The 20,014-nt window shown below is 48.0% G+C and carries 16 protein-coding genes, 1 tRNA gene and 1 pseudogene; 8 read left to right on the plus strand and 10 right to left on the minus strand.

The window, feature by feature from the left end; translation table 11 throughout:
- Positions 1 to 136, minus strand: a pseudogene (locus tag AC0J20_RS14885) (IS110 family transposase); the annotation flags it as partial.
- 254 nt (positions 137 to 390) lie between these two features.
- Here AC0J20_RS14885 and AC0J20_RS14890 point away from each other — a divergent pair.
- The 3 genes from AC0J20_RS14890 to AC0J20_RS14900 all read left to right on the plus strand — a co-directional run bounded on the left by AC0J20_RS14890 (position 391) and on the right by AC0J20_RS14900 (position 2,646).
- Positions 391 to 927 carry a hypothetical protein gene (locus AC0J20_RS14890; RefSeq protein WP_473022271.1) on the plus strand — a complete coding sequence of 179 codons (537 nt, stop codon included), beginning with the start codon at positions 391 to 393 and terminating at the stop codon, positions 925 to 927.
- A 20-nt stretch (positions 928 to 947) separates the two neighbouring features.
- Entirely contained in the window at positions 948 to 1,868 is a 921-nt protein-coding gene (locus tag AC0J20_RS14895; protein WP_473022272.1) for a hypothetical protein, read from the plus strand.
- A gap of 253 nt (positions 1,869 to 2,121) precedes the next feature.
- Positions 2,122 to 2,646 carry a P-loop NTPase family protein gene (locus AC0J20_RS14900; RefSeq protein ID WP_473022274.1) on the plus strand — a complete coding sequence of 175 codons (525 nt, stop codon included), beginning with the start codon at positions 2,122 to 2,124 and terminating at the stop codon, positions 2,644 to 2,646.
- Positions 2,647 to 2,901: 255 nt separating this feature from the next.
- Here the strand turns inward: AC0J20_RS14900 and AC0J20_RS14905 are convergent.
- From AC0J20_RS14905 to purE, 3 genes are all read right to left on the minus strand, one after another.
- Positions 2,902 to 2,977 (minus strand) — tRNA-Thr (locus tag AC0J20_RS14905).
- A 94-nt stretch (positions 2,978 to 3,071) separates the two neighbouring features.
- Complete coding sequence (locus tag AC0J20_RS14910) at positions 3,072 to 4,211, minus strand: 5-(carboxyamino)imidazole ribonucleotide synthase (protein ID WP_473022275.1); 1,140 nt, start codon at positions 4,209 to 4,211, stop codon at positions 3,072 to 3,074.
- A complete protein-coding gene (gene purE, locus AC0J20_RS14915; protein ID WP_229530112.1) occupies positions 4,208 to 4,699 on the minus strand; it encodes a 5-(carboxyamino)imidazole ribonucleotide mutase in 492 nt (163 codons plus the stop codon). Before purE ends, AC0J20_RS14910 begins: the two co-directional genes overlap by 4 nt.
- Before the next feature lie 268 nt (positions 4,700 to 4,967).
- Between purE and AC0J20_RS14920 the strand changes: the two genes are divergently transcribed.
- Complete coding sequence (locus tag AC0J20_RS14920; protein WP_473022323.1) at positions 4,968 to 6,131, plus strand: Na/Pi symporter; 1,164 nt, start codon at positions 4,968 to 4,970, stop codon at positions 6,129 to 6,131.
- Positions 6,132 to 6,177: 46 nt separating this feature from the next.
- Here the strand turns inward: AC0J20_RS14920 and pyrC are convergent, their stop codons facing one another.
- A complete protein-coding gene (pyrC, locus tag AC0J20_RS14925; protein ID WP_229530113.1) occupies positions 6,178 to 7,215 on the minus strand; it encodes a dihydroorotase in 1,038 nt (345 codons plus the stop codon).
- Between the two features lie 189 nt (positions 7,216 to 7,404).
- On the opposite strand from pyrC, the gene AC0J20_RS14930 reads away from it, so the two are divergent.
- Positions 7,405 to 9,147 carry a lysophospholipid acyltransferase family protein gene (locus AC0J20_RS14930; RefSeq protein ID WP_473022276.1) on the plus strand — a complete coding sequence of 581 codons (1,743 nt, stop codon included), beginning with the start codon at positions 7,405 to 7,407 and terminating at the stop codon, positions 9,145 to 9,147.
- Here AC0J20_RS14930 and AC0J20_RS14935 read toward each other — a convergent pair.
- The gene (locus AC0J20_RS14935; protein ID WP_473022277.1) at positions 9,144 to 9,650 is read right to left on the minus strand and encodes a DinB family protein; all 507 of its coding nucleotides are present in this window, start codon (positions 9,648 to 9,650) and stop codon (positions 9,144 to 9,146) included. The two genes, AC0J20_RS14930 and AC0J20_RS14935, sit on opposite strands and share 4 nt — an antisense overlap.
- A gap of 186 nt (positions 9,651 to 9,836) precedes the next feature.
- Here AC0J20_RS14935 and AC0J20_RS14940 point away from each other — a divergent pair, with 186 nt between their 5' ends.
- Entirely contained in the window at positions 9,837 to 10,580 is a 744-nt protein-coding gene (locus tag AC0J20_RS14940; protein WP_473022278.1) for a substrate-binding periplasmic protein, read from the plus strand.
- Between the two features lie 47 nt (positions 10,581 to 10,627).
- Here AC0J20_RS14940 and AC0J20_RS14945 read toward each other — a convergent pair whose 3' ends face one another.
- From AC0J20_RS14945 to AC0J20_RS14955, 3 genes are all read right to left on the minus strand, one after another.
- Complete coding sequence (locus tag AC0J20_RS14945) at positions 10,628 to 11,503, minus strand: ROK family protein (protein WP_473022279.1); 876 nt, start codon at positions 11,501 to 11,503, stop codon at positions 10,628 to 10,630.
- 51 nt (positions 11,504 to 11,554) lie between these two features.
- On the minus strand, positions 11,555 to 12,769 hold the full coding sequence (locus tag AC0J20_RS14950; RefSeq protein WP_473022324.1) for an MFS transporter: 1,215 nt from the start codon (positions 12,767 to 12,769) through the stop codon (positions 11,555 to 11,557).
- Between the two features lie 154 nt (positions 12,770 to 12,923).
- Positions 12,924 to 15,335 (minus strand): TonB-dependent receptor domain-containing protein, encoded by a 2,412-nt coding sequence (locus AC0J20_RS14955; protein ID WP_473022280.1) that lies wholly within the window; start codon positions 15,333 to 15,335, stop codon positions 12,924 to 12,926.
- Between the two features lie 221 nt (positions 15,336 to 15,556).
- Between AC0J20_RS14955 and AC0J20_RS14960 the strand changes: the two genes are divergently transcribed.
- Positions 15,557 to 17,494: an amylosucrase gene (locus AC0J20_RS14960; RefSeq protein ID WP_473022281.1), complete on the plus strand. Its 1,938-nt coding sequence runs from the start codon at positions 15,557 to 15,559 to the stop codon at positions 17,492 to 17,494.
- A 6-nt stretch (positions 17,495 to 17,500) separates the two neighbouring features.
- On the opposite strand, the gene AC0J20_RS14965 is transcribed toward AC0J20_RS14960, so the two are convergent.
- Complete coding sequence (locus AC0J20_RS14965; RefSeq protein WP_229530119.1) at positions 17,501 to 18,556, minus strand: LacI family DNA-binding transcriptional regulator; 1,056 nt, start codon at positions 18,554 to 18,556, stop codon at positions 17,501 to 17,503.
- 169 nt (positions 18,557 to 18,725) lie between these two features.
- Here AC0J20_RS14965 and AC0J20_RS14970 point away from each other — a divergent pair, with 169 nt between their 5' ends.
- A complete protein-coding gene (locus tag AC0J20_RS14970) occupies positions 18,726 to 20,009 on the plus strand; it encodes an Nramp family divalent metal transporter (protein WP_473022282.1) in 1,284 nt (427 codons plus the stop codon).
- The last annotated feature ends 5 nt before the right edge of the window (positions 20,010 to 20,014 follow it).

Consider the following 20,014-nt stretch of genomic DNA (forward strand, 5'->3'; position numbering starts at 1 on the left):
CAGGATAGTTTGCGAGAAACTCAAACAATTTTGTTCGTTTCACTTGCTTATTAAACACTTGCTTCCCAGCCTGATTTACACCGCAAACCTGAAAAATATTTTTTGCTAGATCAATACCTATTAGGGTAACTTTCATTTTGAACACCTTTTGTTTTTGTTGAACTTCGCAATTCAATAATGGCGTAAAAAATGACGCCGATTCAACAAGAGGTGTTCATCTCATCATCCCTGTTGCCCATCTTCAGGTTTTTTCTGCCCTATCGGCTTATCTCGCGAAAGGGCGTGATTTGTCCGGACTTCGAACACAACCTCAACGTTTTTTATTAAAAATAATATGCATGTGCTGTTATAGTTGCATGTGTTTGTAAAAAATAAAAATACAGGAAAAATATGAAAAAGTTGATATGGACAATGACATTTTTACTTTTAAGTGGGTGTGTATCTATTGAGGATGCAACTTTAGAACAATACTCAAACGCACCTAATTTAGCTCGATACTCTTACGCGTACGCGCCTTATGCGTCACAGCAATTTGGAGAATATAAGGTTTCCTATCATTTTGATAATCCTAGGTTTGGGCATGAAAAAAGAGCGGAAAAGGCTAAATCCTTGTCGTTAGATTTTTACAAACAGGCTATTTTTATTTATCGATTGGTTCCTGTAGATAGCGTTGATGACCCAAAATTAGAGGAAGCAGCAAGCTTGATGAAAAAGGGTCTTGGAATGATGGGAAGTGTAATAGTTACCGATCTTATAGACTATGACAAAAAGTTTGATAAGGCTGCACTATATAAAGCTTCTATAGATAAAAGTTTAAAAAAGCATGAAATTATCCTTATTGAAGAAGATGGTCAATGGCAATTCCTAATTTATACTGATGAAGTTGGTGATTTACCTCGAATAGAAAACAAACTCATTATTCCGTAATTTAGGCGCATGGAGGAAATATGCTAAAAAATATAATTTTTGGAATCCTGGTAAGCTTTTTAATCCTTTCATGTGCAAGTGTCCGCCAAGGTTCTACTGTCGTTGCATCTCAGAATAAAACTGATTGGGAAGAAAACCGTGTAGAAACTTTGAAATCTGAGGAAAGGATCATTGCCAGTGAAAAAGAAGCGAAGCTAAGAGAAGATTCTGAAAATAGCTGGGGTGAAGCTTTTTTAAATACGTTAGCTGTAACTAATGTCGCTTTGGCTAACGCAAATGCAACGTTATCAGAGCGTAATCTTGAGCAAGAAAAGATTCTTCTTCAACAAGCCAAGCTTCAAAACCCAAAGAAAAGCGAAACTAGTGTAATTCTCCCAAAAAGTAGCAACTCGAATACTGAAAAAGAATCAATTCAAAATCATTCTCCAGAGAGGGTTTCAAAATCTCCTTCAAATAGTAACGATATTGAAACGGAAATGAATCCTGAGGTTATGAAAATCGTTTTAGGTACACCTACATATAAGAACGAAGAAAGCGTAAATGTAAATCAAGATGATACTATACCTGAAAGGTGTAATGACTTTACCGATATAGACGGAAGCTTATGTAAAGTTGAAAAGATTGCTGTTTGCAAAATGAATTCTGCTAACTTCTGGTTTTGTGCAGGCCCAACTCAGCTAACGAATTCTGGTGAAAGTGGGATTAAAGGGTTACCTGAGCAACTAAAATATTCAGGATGCGATACATTTGTTGATTCTGAAAAGTTTAATGGCGACTACATGCTGCTGTATTGTGGAACACCACTTAAAAGCAGTGAAAATGATGCAAATACAATAAGTAAATTAATCAACGTAAATATCCCTGTTGATTTATTGCATCAGCGGAAAATATTTAAATGCGAAAATTATAATGACTTAACTTGTGAAGTTGTAAATCAATAAAGGTTATTTTCTACTCTGAAAAGAGATGTTACATCTCATGTGGTTGAAAATCTTTTAGGACGTTGACTAAAAGCGCTTGGTACAGCAGGATAACCCAATGAACACAAATCTTTCGCAACACACAGTGAGCATTATTATCATCATTCCTTAGGAATGGTGGGATTTGTGATGTCTTCATAATTTAACAAACCCGCCCAGGAGGCGGGTTTGTTGTTTCTGCCTCCGGGGTCATATTCTAAAGAGAGGAGTCAGGATGAAAAAAGTCGCAGTATTCGGTAAACCCGCTAATGGTAAATCAACCTTGAGTAAAAAGTTGGCGACGGCAACAGACATCCCTTTGTATGCGCTGGATTCTATTTTGTATCAAGCGAATGGCGAAGAAGTTTGTCGTGAACATTACGAACAACGCCATGACGCCATTCTGGATTCTGAGTCTTGGATCATTGAAGGGTTCGCTCCCATGAATTCATTGCACTCTTTTCATCGAAGGTTGCAAGCGGCTGATACCTTAATTTATATCGATTTGCCCTACACGGTTACCTATTGGTTGGTAATTAAGCGCTTTTTCAAAGGCTTGTTTGTTAAGCCTGAAGGTTGGCCGGAGGGGAGTTCGGTATTAAAGGGAACACTGGAAAGCTTTAAGGTGCTGAAGCTTTGTCCCGGATTTTGGAACGATGATTTTTTACAAAGAATAAAACAACAATCAGCGAACAAAAAACTGCATGTTATACGCTCAGTATCACAACTGAATGGCTTTGTAGAAAAGTATGGGAAATAGTTTCGAGATTTGCAAAAAGGGAAGGAATGGTGCCGACTGCCGGACAACTTTGTCTGGAACAAAGTTGAACATGCTTTAGCATGGCCGCGAAGCGGTGAGTCTCATGGGTGAATCCCGTATAAAAATAGCGAATACCTGGAGCTATTTTAGGGATGAACGCGAGACAAGTGGACGTCGAGCTGGGCGAAGCACCAGGGACGGTTAAATCAGATAAATTAAATTAGATGAATTCGAGATTTGCAAAAAGGGAAGGAATGGTGCCGACTGCCGGAGTCGAACTGGCGACCTACTGATTACAAGTCAGTTGCTCTACCAACTGAGCTAAGTCGGCACACTAAAACCTTTTTGCAATGTTGCTGAGCAACAAAGCGGGCGCCATTGTAGCGGCGCCCTTTTTTTTGTCAAGCAGAAACAGAATAAAGCGTTTAATATTTTTGTAGTTTTTGTGCTTCGGCTTCCAGTAGCGGGAAACTTTCTTGTGGCAGGTGCTTTGCCAGGTCCAGTAAACGCGCCGCCAAATCCTGATTGTTTTTGGCGCTGATGTTGAAATGTCCTAACTTGCGTTTGGCTCTGGCGGATTTGCCATACCAGTGGATATGACACCCGGGTATGGCCAGCATATCCCGGCTAAAACTACCGCAACCGATGATATTGACCATTGCTGTCGCTGAGCGTACCTCTGTTGAACCCAGTGGTAACCCGCACACTGCGCGCAGGTGATTTTCAAACTGGCAGGTGTCCGAGCCTTGCATGGTCCAGTGACCAGAGTTGTGTACTCTGGGAGCAATCTCGTTTACCAGCAGTTGTTCGCCAACCTGGAAAAATTCAACCGCCAACACCCCGATATAATTCAGCTTTTCAGCCAGTTTTACGAAGATCTCCTGGGCCTGAGCCTGTAGCGCTTCGGATACTTCAGGAGCGGGCGCCAGGGTCAGGTGTAACTGCCCTTCGTGGTGGTGATTTTCCACCAGTGGATAGAAGGCAAATTCGCCTTTTTCTGAACGCACCCCAACTAGTGACACTTCGCGGGAAAAATTAATCATCTTTTCAGCGATAATAGGCACATTTTGCAAATCCAGTTTGCTCAGTGTTTGCGCTAAGGCCGCGATGTCATCAGGCTGTTTTAACCGCCACTGACCATAGCCATCGTAGCCATCACGACTGGCTTTGAGTACCAGCGGCGTGTTGAGCTTTTGCACTATATCCGGTAACTCACTGACGTTGCGCATGACCTGATATTCGCTGGTAGCGATCCCCAGTTCGCTGAGCAAGCCTTTTTCTTTAACCCGGTCAGCACCGGTGCGGATGGCGGCGATACTGGGTTTTAGTTTGCCGGATTCATCAGCCAGTTTTAACAGGTGTTCCGGCACGTGTTCAAATTCCGCCGTGACCACATCGGCATCGTCGATGGCTTCCTGCAACGAAACTGTGCTGGGCGCTTTACTGATAGGGTTGATTACCTGATCTTTGTTCACGTCGACGGCTCTGACGTGAATGCCCAGAGGACACCCGGCCAAATACATCATGCGGGCCAGCTGCCCGCCGCCGTAAACAAGCACCTTCATTCGGATAACTCCAGTTTACCTTGTTCCAGTACGGTTTTTGTCTGGTTTTCGCGGAAAGCTTTGATTCTGTCTCGCAGATTGGCATCGTTATTGGCCAGCATTTGCGCAGCAAATAATCCAGCGTTGGCTGCACCTGCTTCGCCAATTGCCAGGGTGCCTACCGCAACGCCTTTGGGCATTTGTACAATAGACAATAATGAGTCCAGGCCACTTAACTGCGAGGAGCGCACCGGTACACCCAATACGGGCAAATGGGTGTGGGCAGCAATCATACCCGGTAAGTGTGCGGCACCACCTGCACCGGCAATGATGACTTCAATGCCATTGTCGGCTGCAGTTTCTGCAAACTCGGTGAGTAAATTGGGGGTGCGATGCGCTGACACTACCTGAGCTTCGTATTCGACTTCAAGGTCCCGTAACATTAACGCCGCCTTTTGCATAGTGGGCCAGTCAGATTTAGAGCCCATTACGATCGCAACTTTTGCCATGTATACCTCGGTTTTACGCTGTGGAAAAAATGCGAATGATAGCGCACTTCCTCCCTCCGAAACTAGCAATCTGAACAAATATTTGCTGCCAGGGCGGCCAAATTATCAAAAGTTAGCAACTTTCATAAGAATGCAACACAAATGTGGGAGTTTCACCCAGGCCGCTGTCGGCGGTGAAAACCATCAGGGGTGCAGAACTGGCCATCAGCAATTTTATCTGTACACCCATTGGAAAAAATTAACTGACGTTTGGTTGGATTATTTGATGATGCACTCTACGGCTCACGAGCCGCACAAAAATACCCAGGCGCTGCTGGGCAAGTCTTCTAAAAATGCTAAAAACTGGGCACTGTTGCTACTTTTGGTCTATGGCATTTTAGTTGCGGTTACCGTGATCGGCACGGGGTTTAAGTTAGCCACCGGAGATCATGCCAGAGAATTGTTTGAGTTCGCATCTAATCCGGTTTTGGGCTTGATCATTGGGATGGTGTGTACAGCTTTAATTCAGTCCTCCAGTACTGTGTCATCGATCATTGTTGCCATGGTCGCCGGCGGATTGCCCATCACCATTGCTATTCCGATGATTATGGGGGCGAATATCGGCACCAGTATTACCAGTACTCTGGTGAGTCTGGGACACATTGCCGACAAAAAAGAATTTCAACGGGCGTTCGCTTCGGCCACCATTCACGATTTTTTCAACCTGTTAAGTGTGGTCATCTTTTTACCACTGGAAATCGCCTTTAATCTGCTGGAACGGTTAAGTGGATTGCTGATGGATGTGTTGTATGTCGGAGGGGGATTTTCACTGGGAGGTTTTAATCCGCTGAAAGCCATTACCAAACCCGTGGCAGAAGCGTTAAAAAACACTTTAGCTTTTTTACCGGATCTATGGGCCGGGGCCATTATGGCGATATTGGGCGTTGGTTTAATTATCCTGTCGATTACTTTTATGGGTAAAACCATGAAAGCGCTGATGGTCGGCAAAGCAAAAGATATATTGCACAGCAGTATCGGCAAAGGGCCGGTTAGTGGTATCGCATCCGGCACGTTTATTACGGTGCTGGTGCAATCCTCCTCCACAACAACCTCGTTAATTGTACCTTTAGTGGGTACCAATGTGCTGACCCATCGGGATATTTATCCGTTTGTTTTGGGGGCGAACATCGGCACCTGCATCACCGCGCTGATCGCAGCGCTGGCGGTTACCGGAGCCAACGCGGGATTTGCGTTGCAAATTGCCCTGGTGCATTTGCTCTACAATGTGCTGGGCGTATTGCTTATTTATGGCGTCAAATACTTACGAGAATTGCCGATTTTGTTTTCCCATCAGTTGTCTTTAAAAGTCGCAGACAGAAAGGCATGGGGCCTGGCTTATATTTTAGGATTGTTCTTTGTTTTGCCGCTTTCGGCAATCTTGCTAACCAACTAGCCCCAAAAGCGATTTAACTGCCAAAGGGGCTGCAATGTCGTTTACTTTAAGCTGTTTGTAGTTTCCAGCGCAGTTCCTGCCCGGCAAAGAAGGGCACGATGGGGTTGCCATTGGGCAGGATAATGGATTCCGGTACGGTCCAGTTTTCCTGTACCAGGGTAATACTGCTCTTGTTTCTGGGTAACCCGTAAAAATCCGGACCATAGAGGCTGGCGAAGCCTTCCAGTTTATCCAGTGCGTCCAGGTCTTCGAATATCTGCGCGTATAGCTCTATGGCGCTCCAGGCGCTGTAGCAACCGGCACAACCGCAATCGCTTTCTTTTTTGCTCTTTTCATGAGGGGCTGAATCGGTTCCCAAAAAGAATTTGGAATTTCCGGATTGCACCATGGCCCGCAGCGCTTGCTGGTGAGTATTGCGCTTTAACACCGGCAGGCAATAATTGTGTGGCTTAATCCCACCTACCAGCAAATCGTTGCGGTTGAGCAACAAATGTTGTGGCGTAATTGTGGCGGCAATATTGTCGCCGGCATTGGCCACAAACTCAGCCGCATCAGCGGTGGTGATGTGCTCTAACACGATTTTCAGTTTAGGAAAGTCTCTGACAATCTGTGACAGGTGCTGCCCGATAAATTCTTTTTCGCGGTCAAATATGTCGATATGGGATTCGGTTACTTCACCGTGTACCAGCAACAACATGCCACAGTCCGACATTGCCTGAAAAACCGGATACAGGGTTTGCAACGAAGAAACACCGTCCTCAGAATTGGTAGTGGCGCCGGCCGGATAGAGTTTAGAGGCCAGGATACCGCCAGCTTTTGCCTCCTGGATGATTTCCGGAGTTGTGCTGTTGGTTAGATACAAGGTCATCAATGGCGTAAACGCCTGTCCCGATGGGATCGCACATTCAATGCGTTCGCGATAAGCATTGGCAGAATTCAGATCGGTTACCGGGGGAGCCAGATTCGGCATAACAATGGCGCGGCTGAAACAACGGGAAGTTGCAGGCACCGTTTCTGCCAACATATCGTTGTCTCTGAAATGTAAATGCCAGTCGTCTGGGGTCGTGATTGTGAGATGGGTCATGTAAAGTCCTGATAGTATATCTAAAGCTACCTGTTGGTTTTATTATCGGTTGTATAAACCAAATTGACACTTGCCGGACATCCTGATACCGGGATTTTGTCCTGACGCTATGGTTTCTGACAGAAAAGTGTGCCAATGTTGGTCTTACCCGTCATTATATGCAATTTTACGCGTTAGCTCACTCATAACATGACCGCCCAAATCAGTCTGGCCTCTTTGCTGCCTGCCGAAAAGCAAAAACCGCACATTATTCTACCGATTCGTTTGATTGATAAGATTATGGGCTTAGCCAAAATGCAGCGCCTGTACGAAGACAATCAGATGCAGGGCCTGTCAAAGCAGGAGTTTGCTGATAAGTTATTGTCAGTGCTGGATATTGTGCTTGAAGGGGACGCTGAATTGTTGTCCAAAATTCCGCCCTCTGGCCCCCTGGTGATTGCCAGCAATCATCCATTTGGTGGACTGGAAGGGGTCATATTAGCGCGCCTGATCAGTCAGGTTCGGCCCGATTTAAAGGTACTGGCGAATGTCGGCCTGCAAATATTTGCAGAAATTCAGGATTATTTTATCTTCACTAATCCGCTGTCGGAACGTGACCCCCGCAATGGGCCATCGCTGCGCAGCAGTATGGCCCATGTAAAGTCTGGTGGTGCCTTGTTGTTATTTCCCTCCGGTAAAGTCAGCTATAAAGATCGGCAACAAAATCGCGTGGTAGAACATCCCTGGAACCGCCTGGTTGGAAAGCTGGTACACAGTGCCCAGGCGCAATTTTTACCTGTCTGGGTGGAAGGGCAAAACAGTGACCTGTTTTACCGTATTGAAGCTATTTATTATCCATTGCGCATGTTGTTTCTGGGCAGGGAGCTGCTCAATAAAACCCGAAGTCAGGTGCAGTTACGCGCGGGAAATCCACTTAAAGCGGCTGAGCTGGCGGCCAACAAAGGGCCTCAGGAGCAGGCTGATCTGGCCCGTTGTCTGAGTATAACCTGCTCTAAATCCTGGTATCAGGCCTGGCCTGAAACTGATAGCGCTCAATTTAAACCCCTGGCGACAGCTATCTGCGCTGAAGAAATTCTGGCCCAAATTGCCAACCTGCCAGCGGAACAACACCTGGTGGCGTACAAAGAGTTTGACGTGTATTACGGTTTTCAGGCGCAAATCCCCGCCGTAGTGCAGGAGATAGCACGCTTGCGGGAGTGGGTATTCAGAGCGCACAACGAAGGTAGCGGAGAGCCGCAGGACACCGACAAATTTGACGCAACTTATACTCAACTGTTTATTGTTAATCGTGAAGAAGGGCGCATTATTGGTGCCTACCGCATGGGCCAAACCGATAAATTGCTGGCAGACAGTGGTGTCGACGGATTGTATTTGTCACAGATGTTTGAATTTGCGCCTGACTTCTGTAACCGGCAAGCGCCCTGTCTGGAAATGGGCCGGTCGTTTCTGATCCCGGAATATCAGCGCAGTTATTATGGCCTCTATTTGTTGTGGCGTGGTATCGGTGCTTTTGCCAGCAAGTTCCCACAATATCGCCGCCTATACGGAACGGTTTCATTAAGCAAATTGTATGACAAGCGCAGTATTTCGCTGATGGAAAAGGCTCTGGTTACGCCACTGACTTCGGTAAAAGCCAGGACTCCCTGGGATAAACCCTTACACCCGGATCTGGCGCAGTTTGCGCAGCAGTATTCGTTACAGGAGCACCTGTCAGCCTTCTTAAAAACCCTGGAGCCAGACGCCAAAGACGTCCCGGTATTGGTGAAACACTACAAAAAACTGGGTGCTCAGTTTTACTGCCTGGGCCTGGATGATAACTTTGCCGGTACACCGGGTTTGTTGTTATGCGTGGACTTGCTCAAAATGCCGGACAAAGCCGGCAGGCAGTATTTGGCTGATGGCTGGGACGCGTTCAAAGCGTATCATCTTTAACCGGCTATACCGCTGCGCTGAAAGCTGGCGGTGGCCGGGGCAACACCAAAGCTATCACTCAAGGTTATGCCCTGAGAGCGGGCAATGAGCTTCAGTGAAAAATAGTGATGCACTGCATGGCTGGAAACGAATACCAGCTCTCTGCCCAGGGTTGATTCGCCGGCGTAATCTTGTTGAGTACTGACCGATATTTCTGAAATAACACTGACCGTTTGCTGCAAATCTGTTTTGGTGAGTTGGTTTAACCAGTCGGCAATGTCACTCAGCTGTTGCAGCGCAGCTGCGGTGTGGTTTTCCGATTCGCCAAACCTGTGCCGTTTATTGTAGTTAATGACTTTGTCCGTTGCCTGTATCAACGCGAGATAGTGGTCGATGACATGGCGCATATGCGCTCCGGCACTGCTGTTAAACAGTGGTTTGGGGACGTGATTGTACTGCTCGTCGCTTAACTTTTTCAGGTAATATTTACCCTGTTCAATGATTTCAAGTTGACTGGCTATCATTATATTGCGCTTTAGTTATTGTTTGGCATTAGCGTCATGGACCAGCTTAGTCAATAACTACTTTCATTGCCAAAGGAAATTTAAACGGCACCGGTTTGTTCAGATAAAATCCTGACCGGTTGGTATAAATTGACTTTTCGACTACCTTTACTGGGGAGCCAATTTTTTACATTCTCTGGAGGTTTGGTGACAGCATTTCGGGTTAGCGGACATGGGTTCAGAAGAATACCAGGAATCGTCAGGGGCCTGATTGGGGTGATGTTCACCTTAAGCGTCAGCATTGGGTTTGCCGGCGCAGAATCTCATTCCTGGCGCGTGGTCACCGAGATATTGCCGCCACTGCAGGTGAAGGAGCAGGGCTTGCTGGCCGGGCCCGCAATCGACAAAGTCAGGGCATTACTGGAAAGTACCGGCATTGATGCGCCTATCGAGGTGTTCCCCTGGGCGAGAGCTTACGATCTGGCTCAGTCCCGCAAAAATACCCTTATTTTTTCCATGGCCCGTTATCAATCCAGAGAGCAGATGTTTCACTGGATTGGTCCACTCGGGCAAATTCAATTCAGTTTCGTGGCCCTTGCCGATCGCGAAGAAATCCAGATTAATTCCAAAGAAGATGCTAAACAGTGGGTACTGGGAACGGTGCGCAATGACGTAATCCACGACTGGCTGAATCAGCAGGGATTCACAGAAGACGAGCACTTTGTGATCCGCAGCGATTTACACGAACTGGCAGAGTTGCTGTACAAAGGGCTGATCGATGGATTGTTGGTTAATAAAGAGATTATTAAGATTATCGCGGCGCAAAAAGGCTATGACCCTGATCGCATCCGGGCCTGGTACCAACCACAAGGGTTGAGTACCAGTCTTTATCTGGCGGCCAGTCTTGATTCTGATATGGCCATGGTGGAAAAGCTCAAAGCGGCGTTTTAGCCGCTAACTTCATTTCCCTGAACGTACCGGTTGGCAAAATCCGGTCATCACTGTTGTAGCAATGCCAGGGCACCATACAATCCGGATTTGTCTCCAAGACCGGGCTGGCAGATGAGATCCCCAAATTGCACACCATGGGGCAGTGTCAGGTACTGATTAAGGCTGCTTTCGGTGTATTTGCGTACGTCTTCCAGCAGCCCCGGCTTATGCATAACACCCCCGCCCAACACAATCTTATGCGGACTGTAATTCAACAAAAGATTGTGACAAAAAGTGCCCAGCACCTGGGCCTGAATCTGCCAGGCCCGGTGATCGTCAGGCAAGGTTTCAGCCGGCTGTTGCCAGATTTGTGACATGGCATAGCCTGATGCTAAGCCACTAACGCAACTGCCGTGAAACGGACATACTCCTTTAATACCGTCTATCTCACCAATAATCATATGACCGGCTTCTGCGTGGATCAGGCCGTGGATTGGTTTGCCATTGATCACAATACCTGAACCGATTCCGGTACCTATGGTGACATACACCACCACTTCGCAATCCTGTGCGGCACCCCAGCGATATTCCGCCAGGGCGGCAGCGTTGACATCGGTATCCAGTGTAACTTTACAGTTAAGTGCCTCCGACAATACCTGACTCAGCGGCGTATTGCTCCAGTGGGGTTTTGGTGTGGCCGTGATATAGCCAAAAGTGGGCGAGTCGGGTTTGAGATCCAAAGGACCAAAGGCTGCTATTCCCATTCGGGAAAATGACAGGCCAGCTTGCTTTTGCTCATTAAAAAAGTCCACACAAGCAGACAGGGTCTGCTCTGGTGTGGTAGTGGGGATGCGGATGGACGCCGCGATGTCCCGGTGTTTGTCGACGATGGCACAGTTAAATTTGGTACCACCGGCCTCGATAACGGCGAAGTATTCAGTCATTAAATCAGATCCTGTAAATTGCCGGAAACGCGTTCTCAGGCAGTTGCTAAACTAGTGTTGATATTCAGTGCGTTCGATTTCCGCGAGTCGCTCTTCGGTGGGATTACGCAGATAATTGTATAAAAACCCAAAAAACAGCAGGGCGGTGAATCCCGCGGCCACCATAAAGCCGTATCTGGCGTCGCCGCCGTTGGCATCACTGACAATACCCATAATGAGCGGACCGGCCGCTGCACCGGCGGCAGTGAAAAACAAAATGACGCCCGCGACGGTGCCATGTTCGTGTTTTGGAAAACAACTGATGCCCTTGGAGTTAATGGTGGGGTAGATAACCGACATAAAAATGCCGGACAAGGGAAACAGAAATACAGCCAGTGGTGGCCCACCCCATAATCCGCCGAGAAAACAGACTAAGATGGCCAAACTGAACATCAGCATGACAGCCGCCCAGTTAAAGTGTTGCATCATCCAGATACCCACAAAACGTCCCAGCGCCCGCAGGGAGAAAAACGCCGATACCGCGTACATGGCCAGCATTTTTTCCGGGCCTTCGGTGTAACAGTCGAAAGTGGTAGTAAGATCTGAGGCGTTACACACCAGGTAGCTGGGCATCCAGACGTAAATGGCACTTTCGGCAGCGACATATAAAAAGGCTGCAACCGAAAAGCCCATTGCATAAGGGTTGGTTAACAGCAGCAGACTGCGTTTAACATCAATGGGTTCGTCTGGTTTTAACCCCTGGCTGTGGTCGGGATAATCGGCTTTCCAGGCCATAATAATCAGCAAGGTACACAAGGCTCCGGCCAGAACATAAAGCCACTTCCAGTCCACCCCTTCGCGAATTAACCAGGCAACGATTAGTGGCCCGATAATGGCGCCAACACCAAAAAAGGCTTCGGCGCCATTCATGGTTCCGGTGTGCTCTTTTGTGGAGGTAGAAATGTCGCCAATCAGCGCCAGTGCGGCAGTTTTAAATATGCCAACTGCCAAACCTGAAATGGTGATCAGGCCCAAAATGAAGGTAAATGAGGTGCCTAACAAGAACAGGTAACAGGACGCCGCGAACAGTGCCAGTCCCAGAATGATGGTTTTTTTGCGCCCAAACTTATCGGCCAAAAAGCCCAGAAACAAACCTGAAAAGGCGACACCCACCATAAACAATGAGTGCATCAGACTGGCCTGGGTGTTATTGACATCAAATTCCCGTTTTACTTCTTTGATGATTTCACCCACCGAATCTGAGGTCATGGCAAACATCATGAACATCAGGTAGGTCAGCCAACGGATCAATTGTAAATTGCGTTGATGTTGTGCCTGCAGATCAGACATGGGATTAATCCTCCGGAGCAAAATCGACTAGATTGTATTGCGTTTTTACCTTATTGGCCGCTTTGGGTAACCCGCCGCGGCCAGCGTTTTATCAGAATTGGTATTTCAACGTTACCGACGTAGTACGGCCGTTGATTGCCCTGGCACGGATGATATCCGTTGCTGCTGCACTGCCTTCCTCGGCTTCGGTAATACCGACTTCATCAAACAGATTATTGACGTTCAATGCCACAGTCAGGCTATCTGTAATACTGTAGTCCAGAAAGGCGTTCACCTGAGTGTAACCATCGAATTTCAGATCATTGTTGTCCTGGGCATAGGCGTCAGTGGTACCGATTAGGTTAAGTCCGGCGCTGCCACTGTCAAACTGATAGGTACCGGTTAACTGATAGATCACATCAGCCTGACGGCGCGGCGTATTGCCTTCAACTGCCGGATTAAGCGCATCTTCAACAATTTCTGCATCGGTCCAGGTAAAGCCACCTTTAAAGGTCCAGTCGTTGACTACATAGGCCGCTTCCACTTCAACTCCCAGGGCTTCATACACCCGGTCAAAGAAGTTCTGGGTGGTGGCTTCGAAGTTTTGTTCTTCGGTTTCGGCATAAAAACCGGTTACGAATAAACCTAAACCGTCCTGACGATACTTCAGACCTAATTCGTACTGATCCACCATATCAACGGCGTCTTCTTTGGCGACAGAGCCGTCAGGACGTACTTTGCCGAACAACAGACGGTCAGCATTTGCGCGACCACCCTGGCTGATGCGCCCAAAAACCGCCATGTCATCATCAATGCGATAGTTGGCACCAATCGAATAGGAATTGTAACTCCAACGGTAATTGACCGGCGAAACGTTGGCCTGGTCCGCTGAAGCGACATTTTGTTCCGGAACAGAAATAACACCATCGCCATTCATATCAATGCTACTGGTGACCGCCCCGGCATAAGAGCCTGTGGCATCTCCGGCGTCATGGCGGTAACTGGCCTCTAAACTCCAGTTACCAAACTCACCCGCAACCGCAATATAAGGGGCGTCGAGGTTATACTGGGTGTCGTAATTGCGCTGACAACAATTACCCCAAAACGGCACACCATAAGCATAAAGTCCGTTGTCTGAATAGGCGGTACCATCCTGTGCCACCACATCTAACAAGGCGGCATTATCGCCTTTGACTTCCATCAGATAGGAATTCCACAACCAGGACATTTTCAGGTTCTGGCGGGCTTTGTAGTAACCCAGGGTGAGCGAGATGTTGTCAAAATCGCGGGATAGTTTCAGGTCGTTGGCGTAGGAGTCGAAGTCTTCCATTTCGACATCAAAAGTGTGTACCCGCATCACCAAACCATTGCCGGTGGTATCCGAGAATGTCTGCCCGGCTGAAGGGCCATTGGCATAAACTAATCCGGCCCCTTCACCGGCAATACTTTGCGCGATGCTGCTGGCTCCACCGACTTCCGCCGGAAACGGGGCGATAAACTCGCCGGAAACGCTGGATTTGCGGAAGCGGTTAATCATTTGCCAGTCTTCACCCAGGTCAAAATTGGCTTCAAATCCGATACTGTTCACCACCGGATGCATGCCGTTGCGCAGATCGCCACGACTGATTTGGCCGTCGCCGTTTATGCGCAGCGTATCCTGTAAGTACACAGAGTGGGGCGTGTCAGCCTGAGCATCGAAACCCTCTATGGAGTCGCCATTGGCATACATGGGCATGGGTAAATAGCCGGTGCTCTTATCATCCAGATGTTTGATATAAACCCGGACGAACCCGGCTTCAAAGTCTTTGGTGAAGTTGGCCTTAATCTGGCCTCCGGAGTTACCGTTATAGCCGGTTTCTCTTGGACCTTCGCCTTCCCGGAAGAAACCACCGATGTGGAAGCGGGTAGAATCATTGATGTAATCGCCGTATTCAAAATCGGTGCGGAAACTGTCGTAATCCAGGCCAAAGGTGGTGGCCACGCTGCCACCTCCAAAATCCCCGGTTTTACTGATAAAGTTGATTACACCGCCCGGTGAGTTACTCACCATAGTGGAAGATGAACCACCGCGAATGGCTTCAATGCCGGAGATAGTCGAGTCAGCGCGAATGAAAATATCGGCATTCCCAAACGCAACATCACCAAACTGCATTACCGGCAAGCCATCTTCTTGCAGTACCAGAAATTTAGCACCGCCGGCGGCCACCGGTAAGCCGCGCACTGCGATATTGGCGTTGCCTTCCCCGCCGGTGGATTCAGAGCGAATACCCGGAATAGAGCGAAATATCTCTGCAGTCGCTCTGGGGGTAGCCACGGCGAAATCACCCGGGCTGAGCGTACTGGACGAGACACTGGAGTCCATACGGGATGTGGCGCGGGCAGAGCCGGTAACCATAATTTTCTCAAAGTCCAATACATCAGCAGTGCTGTCTTGCGACTCCGCTTCCTGACCGTTAACCAGTAAAGGGCTGGCAGTTAAAGCGAATGCGACAGCCATGGCAATGGGGTTGCGTTGCTTGCTCATCTTATTCTCCTACAAAAAATAGCATAGTGTGTGTTTTGGGAATTGCTTAAGTTATTGCGGCCAAAACACAACACTTGACCTTTCAACTTAAACGATTAAGATTAAGTTAACAGAACAATTAACAAATGTAAAACACATGTTAATTAAAACTTTTGTCTGATGGTGGCCTGGTGCAAAAGTTATATAATGAATTTAGCTAAAACGATTAAGTTGGTGTGCCTATGAATATTGCAAAAGAAGCGAAATTGACACTTTCCAGACTGGATGTGGAGTCTTTTTTAAATGGTGTAAAAGCATCTGAAAAAAACGCCTTTCGCCAGCGTCTGGAAGATCAGTTTGAAACCCTGTTTGCATTATATTTGGAGCTTTATGGTCACAGATATGATTTTCACTACCATTTACAGACCCTGGTAAAAAATTTGGCAGCAGGGTATAAATCCCGATCCGCCAGCTTAAAACGCAAAGACAAACAGCGCCTGCAACAACCCAACTGGTATCGCCAGGAGAACATGCTGGGAATGGCCTGTTATGTGGATTTGTTTGCCGGTGATTTACAAAAGTTACAGCAACGCATTCCTTATCTGCAAAATCTGGGGATCACCTACCTGCATTTGATGCCACTGTATTTATCGCCGGAAGGTGACAGTGATGGTGGTTATGCGGTGTCCGACTACCGTACTGTCAGTCCCAATTTGGGGAGCAATCAGGATCTGAAAAACCTGGCGGACGCATTGTCAAAAGCCGGTATCAGCCTGGTACTGGATTTTGTGTTTAACCACACTTCCGACGAACACGAATGGGCCAGGCAAGCGCAGCAGGGCAACGAAGAGTATCAGCAGTATTATTACCTGTTTGACGATCGCCGTTTACCCGATGCTTACGAGCAAAACTTAAGAGAAATTTTTCCACAGGTGCGCCGGGGTAACTTCACCTGGCATGAGGTGGCAGGTAAATGGGTGTGGACCACCTTCAACAGTTTTCAGTGGGATCTCAACTACGGTAATCCTGCGGTGTTTAACGCCATTACTGAAGAAATGTTGTATCTGGCGAATATGGGCTGCGAAGCATTGCGCCTGGATGCACTGGCGTTTATCTGGAAACAACTGGGCACGAATTGTGAAAATCAACCCAAAGCCCATTCCCTGATCCAGGCATTTAATGCCTGTTTACAGGTGGTAGCCCCTTCCGTGGTGTTTAAATCGGAAGCCATAGTTCACCCTGATGAAGTGAATAAGTATATTGCTCCGCAAGAGTGTCAGTTGTCTTACAACCCGTTGCTGATGGCTCTGTTGTGGAACAGTCTGGCCACCCGTAAAACCCGGCTGTTAACCCAGTCGATGCGCAAGAGTTTTGCCATAAATCCCCGTTGCGCCTGGGTAAACTATGTGCGCTGTCACGATGATATCGGCTGGACGTTTGATGATGCCGTCGCCGGGCAACTGGGGATCAATGGTCATGATCACCGTTATTTTTTGAATCAGTTTTACGTAGACCGTTTTGAAGGCAGTTTTGCTAAGGGAGTGGCCTTCCAGGAAAACCCGACAAACGGTGATTGTCGGGTGTGTGGTTCACTGGCCAGTCTGGCGGGACTGGAAAAAGCCCTGACAAGCGGTGATGATGCGGCAATCAATGAGGCTATCGACCGAATTTTGTTGTTACACAGCGTGATCCTGAGTATTGGTGGTGTTCCGCTGTTGTATTCCGGTGATGAACTGGGTCTGCTTAATGATTATGGCTATGAACAGGATCCCACTCAGGTACACGACGCCCGTTGGGTGCACCGGATTGCCGTCACTGATGAAACCATGGCGAAAGCAAGCGAAACCGGCACGGTCAGCAATCGCATCGCACAGGGGTTACAGCACATGATTAAAATACGCCAGTCAAATCCATTGTTTGGAGAATCAGACACCCTAATTCTTGATACGGGCAATCAGCATATTTTTGCTTATGTCAGGCAGGGGCAAGACAACAGGGAGCTGCTGGCGTTGGTGAATTTTAGTGACTATGAGCAAACCGTTAGCGTAGCGAATCTCGGGCGGAATTGGTTGGCCCAGGGCACAGACTTAATCACCCGCAGCAAACCTCAGGTGCAAAATGGGCAACTGCGCCTGTCACCGTTGCAGGTGCTGTGGCTGGTCGGCAACCCTGATTTGTAAGCTATGCTAGTGCGTGTCGCCGGAACTGCGACGCACCACCAGGCGGGTTTCCATCAGCTGTGCTTGCGGGTTATCACTATCAAATAAACAGCGGGCTGCAATACGACCTTTTTCAATACTTTGCTGACATACAGTGGTGAGTGAGGGAGTGCAGCGGTTGGCCTCGGGAATGTCATCGAATCCCACGATGCGAAGATCCTCGGGTACACGAATGTGTAAGGATTGTGCAACCCGCAAAACCCCCAGCGCCAATACATCACTCATGCACAGAATAACAGTGGGTCGGGGGGTAATCGTCAGTGCCTCATAAGCCGCTTTTTCCGCCATTTCCGGCGTATTCATTGGGGTATGCCAAATCATATGGGGGGGCAGATCAACGCCTTTTTCCTGACAGGCTTGCAAATAACCCTGCAGGCGGTTATAAGCAATCACCTCTTTGCATTCAGCCTGTAAATCCGCTTTTTCCAGACGGCAGACTCTGTCTGAGGCGATCAACCTTAAACTGACGACCGCTACACGCTCTTCGGATTCCCTTATGACGTGTAAAGCAACCGCCCTGGCGGCGGCCTGATTATTGATGTTCAGCGAAGGCACTTTGCCTTGCTCGAAGTCCACCGCGATGATGGGTTTACCGCTGCGACTGATACGCTCAAAGGCATCGCCTTTGGGGGCGCCATAAAAAATGAAACCATCGGGCAGGGACTCTGCACTGCTTTGTTCTTTAGAGGCCAGTCTGCTGGACAACAACAACAGTTGTTTTTTCTTGTGCGACAACACTTCGGAGACGCCCTGTAAAAACTGGCTGGCCACCGGATCGGAAAAGGAGTAACTCAGGGTATCTGCCAGTACCACGGCGACCACATCGGATTTGCCTTTGCGCAACGAGCGAGCTGCGAGGTTAGGGCCATGGTAGCCTAATTCCGCACTTTCTTTGAGGATCCGCTGTCGCAATGCTTCTGACAGTTGGTCAGGGCGGTTAAAGGCATTAGATACCGTTGCGGTGGAGACCCCTAATAATCGGGAGACTTCTTTTAAATTGAGCGGCTTATTACTGGCAGACATGGCATAACTTAAACGATTTTGATCGCCAGATTCTCCCCTAACGGCGTGGAAATGTCCACGGACTATCGCATCTGAGGCAGGTAGGTGGCGATACCGAACGCATTAATTATTTAATGGGAACGGTATAATGTGACAGAATCCCAAAAAACGCTTAGCAGAAATTACAACAATGACGATGCGCAACCTGTTTATGTTACTGGGCCCGGGCCTGGTATTTGCCGCCACCAGTATTGGCGTGTCTCACGTGGTTCAGTCAACCCGGGCCGGTGCTGACTTTGGTTACTGGCTGGTGGGGCTGATCATCCTGGCACATCTGGTAAAACTGCCATTTTTCCAGGCAGGGCCACGATACGCAGCGGCCACCGGAGAAAACCTGTTGGATGCCTATCACCGAATGGGCCGCAGGTTTTATATCCCGGTAGTACTGATCACCTTCAGTACCATGTTTATTATTCAGGCGGCCGTTACCATCGTGGCTGCAGGGGTCATCGCTAATATTCTGCCCTTTGGCTGGAGCATCGGGATGTGGTCAGCACTGGTGTTGTTTGCCAGCATGATATTGCTGATCACCGGTGGCTACGCGCTGTTAAATAAACTGATGAAAATCATGATGCTGGTGTTTATGGTGTTGTGCGTTATCACTCTGATCGCCACGGTATTTACCGATATGCCGCCTTTACCTGCCGGAGCACCGGTTGCGGCGCCGTTATTGGATGCCGCCAGCATTGCCTTTATGGTGGCTCTGGTGGGCTGGATGCCTACGGCGATTGAGGTGTCGGTGTGGCATTCATTTTGGGTGGTTGAACAACAAAAACTGGAACAGCAAAACCCCGAATCACAGCAAGGCACCCAGGTGGCAAGCTTGCAGAGACTGAAAAATCGGTTGTTAGACTTTAATATGGGCTATCTATTTTGCTGTTTACTGGCGCTGTTGTTTTTGTCTTTGGGAGCCCAGATTTTATATGGCAGAGGTATCGAGCTTAGCAACAGTGCCATCGGCTTTTCGGCGCAACTGATCGACATCTTTACCCAGGTGCTGGGTGACTGGAGTCGTCCGGTGGTGGCAATTCTGATTTTTATCGCAATGTTTTCCACCTGTATTGCGGTTGCCGATGGTTTTAGTCAGGTGATTACCCGTATTGCAGAGAAACAACTGCATCTCAGTGATGAGCAACACCAGCTTAGCTATCATCTGTCCATACCGGTGATTGCGGCTGGTGGCCTGGGGATCATCCTGTTGTTTTCCGGTCAACTTAAGTCGCTGGTGGATTTTGCTACTACGGTGTCTTTTTTGGCTGCCCCCTGGTTTGCCTGGCTGAATATGAAGGCGCTGAATCTGGGACATGTGCCGGAAGATTGTCGGGTCAGCCCGGGGTATTATTTGTTTACAAAATGCTGTTTGTTTTGTTTAACCGGTTTCGCAATTTTTTATCTTTTGTGGCTACTGATCTGATAGAC

This window comes from Planctobacterium sp. R6 (genome assembly GCF_055755215.1).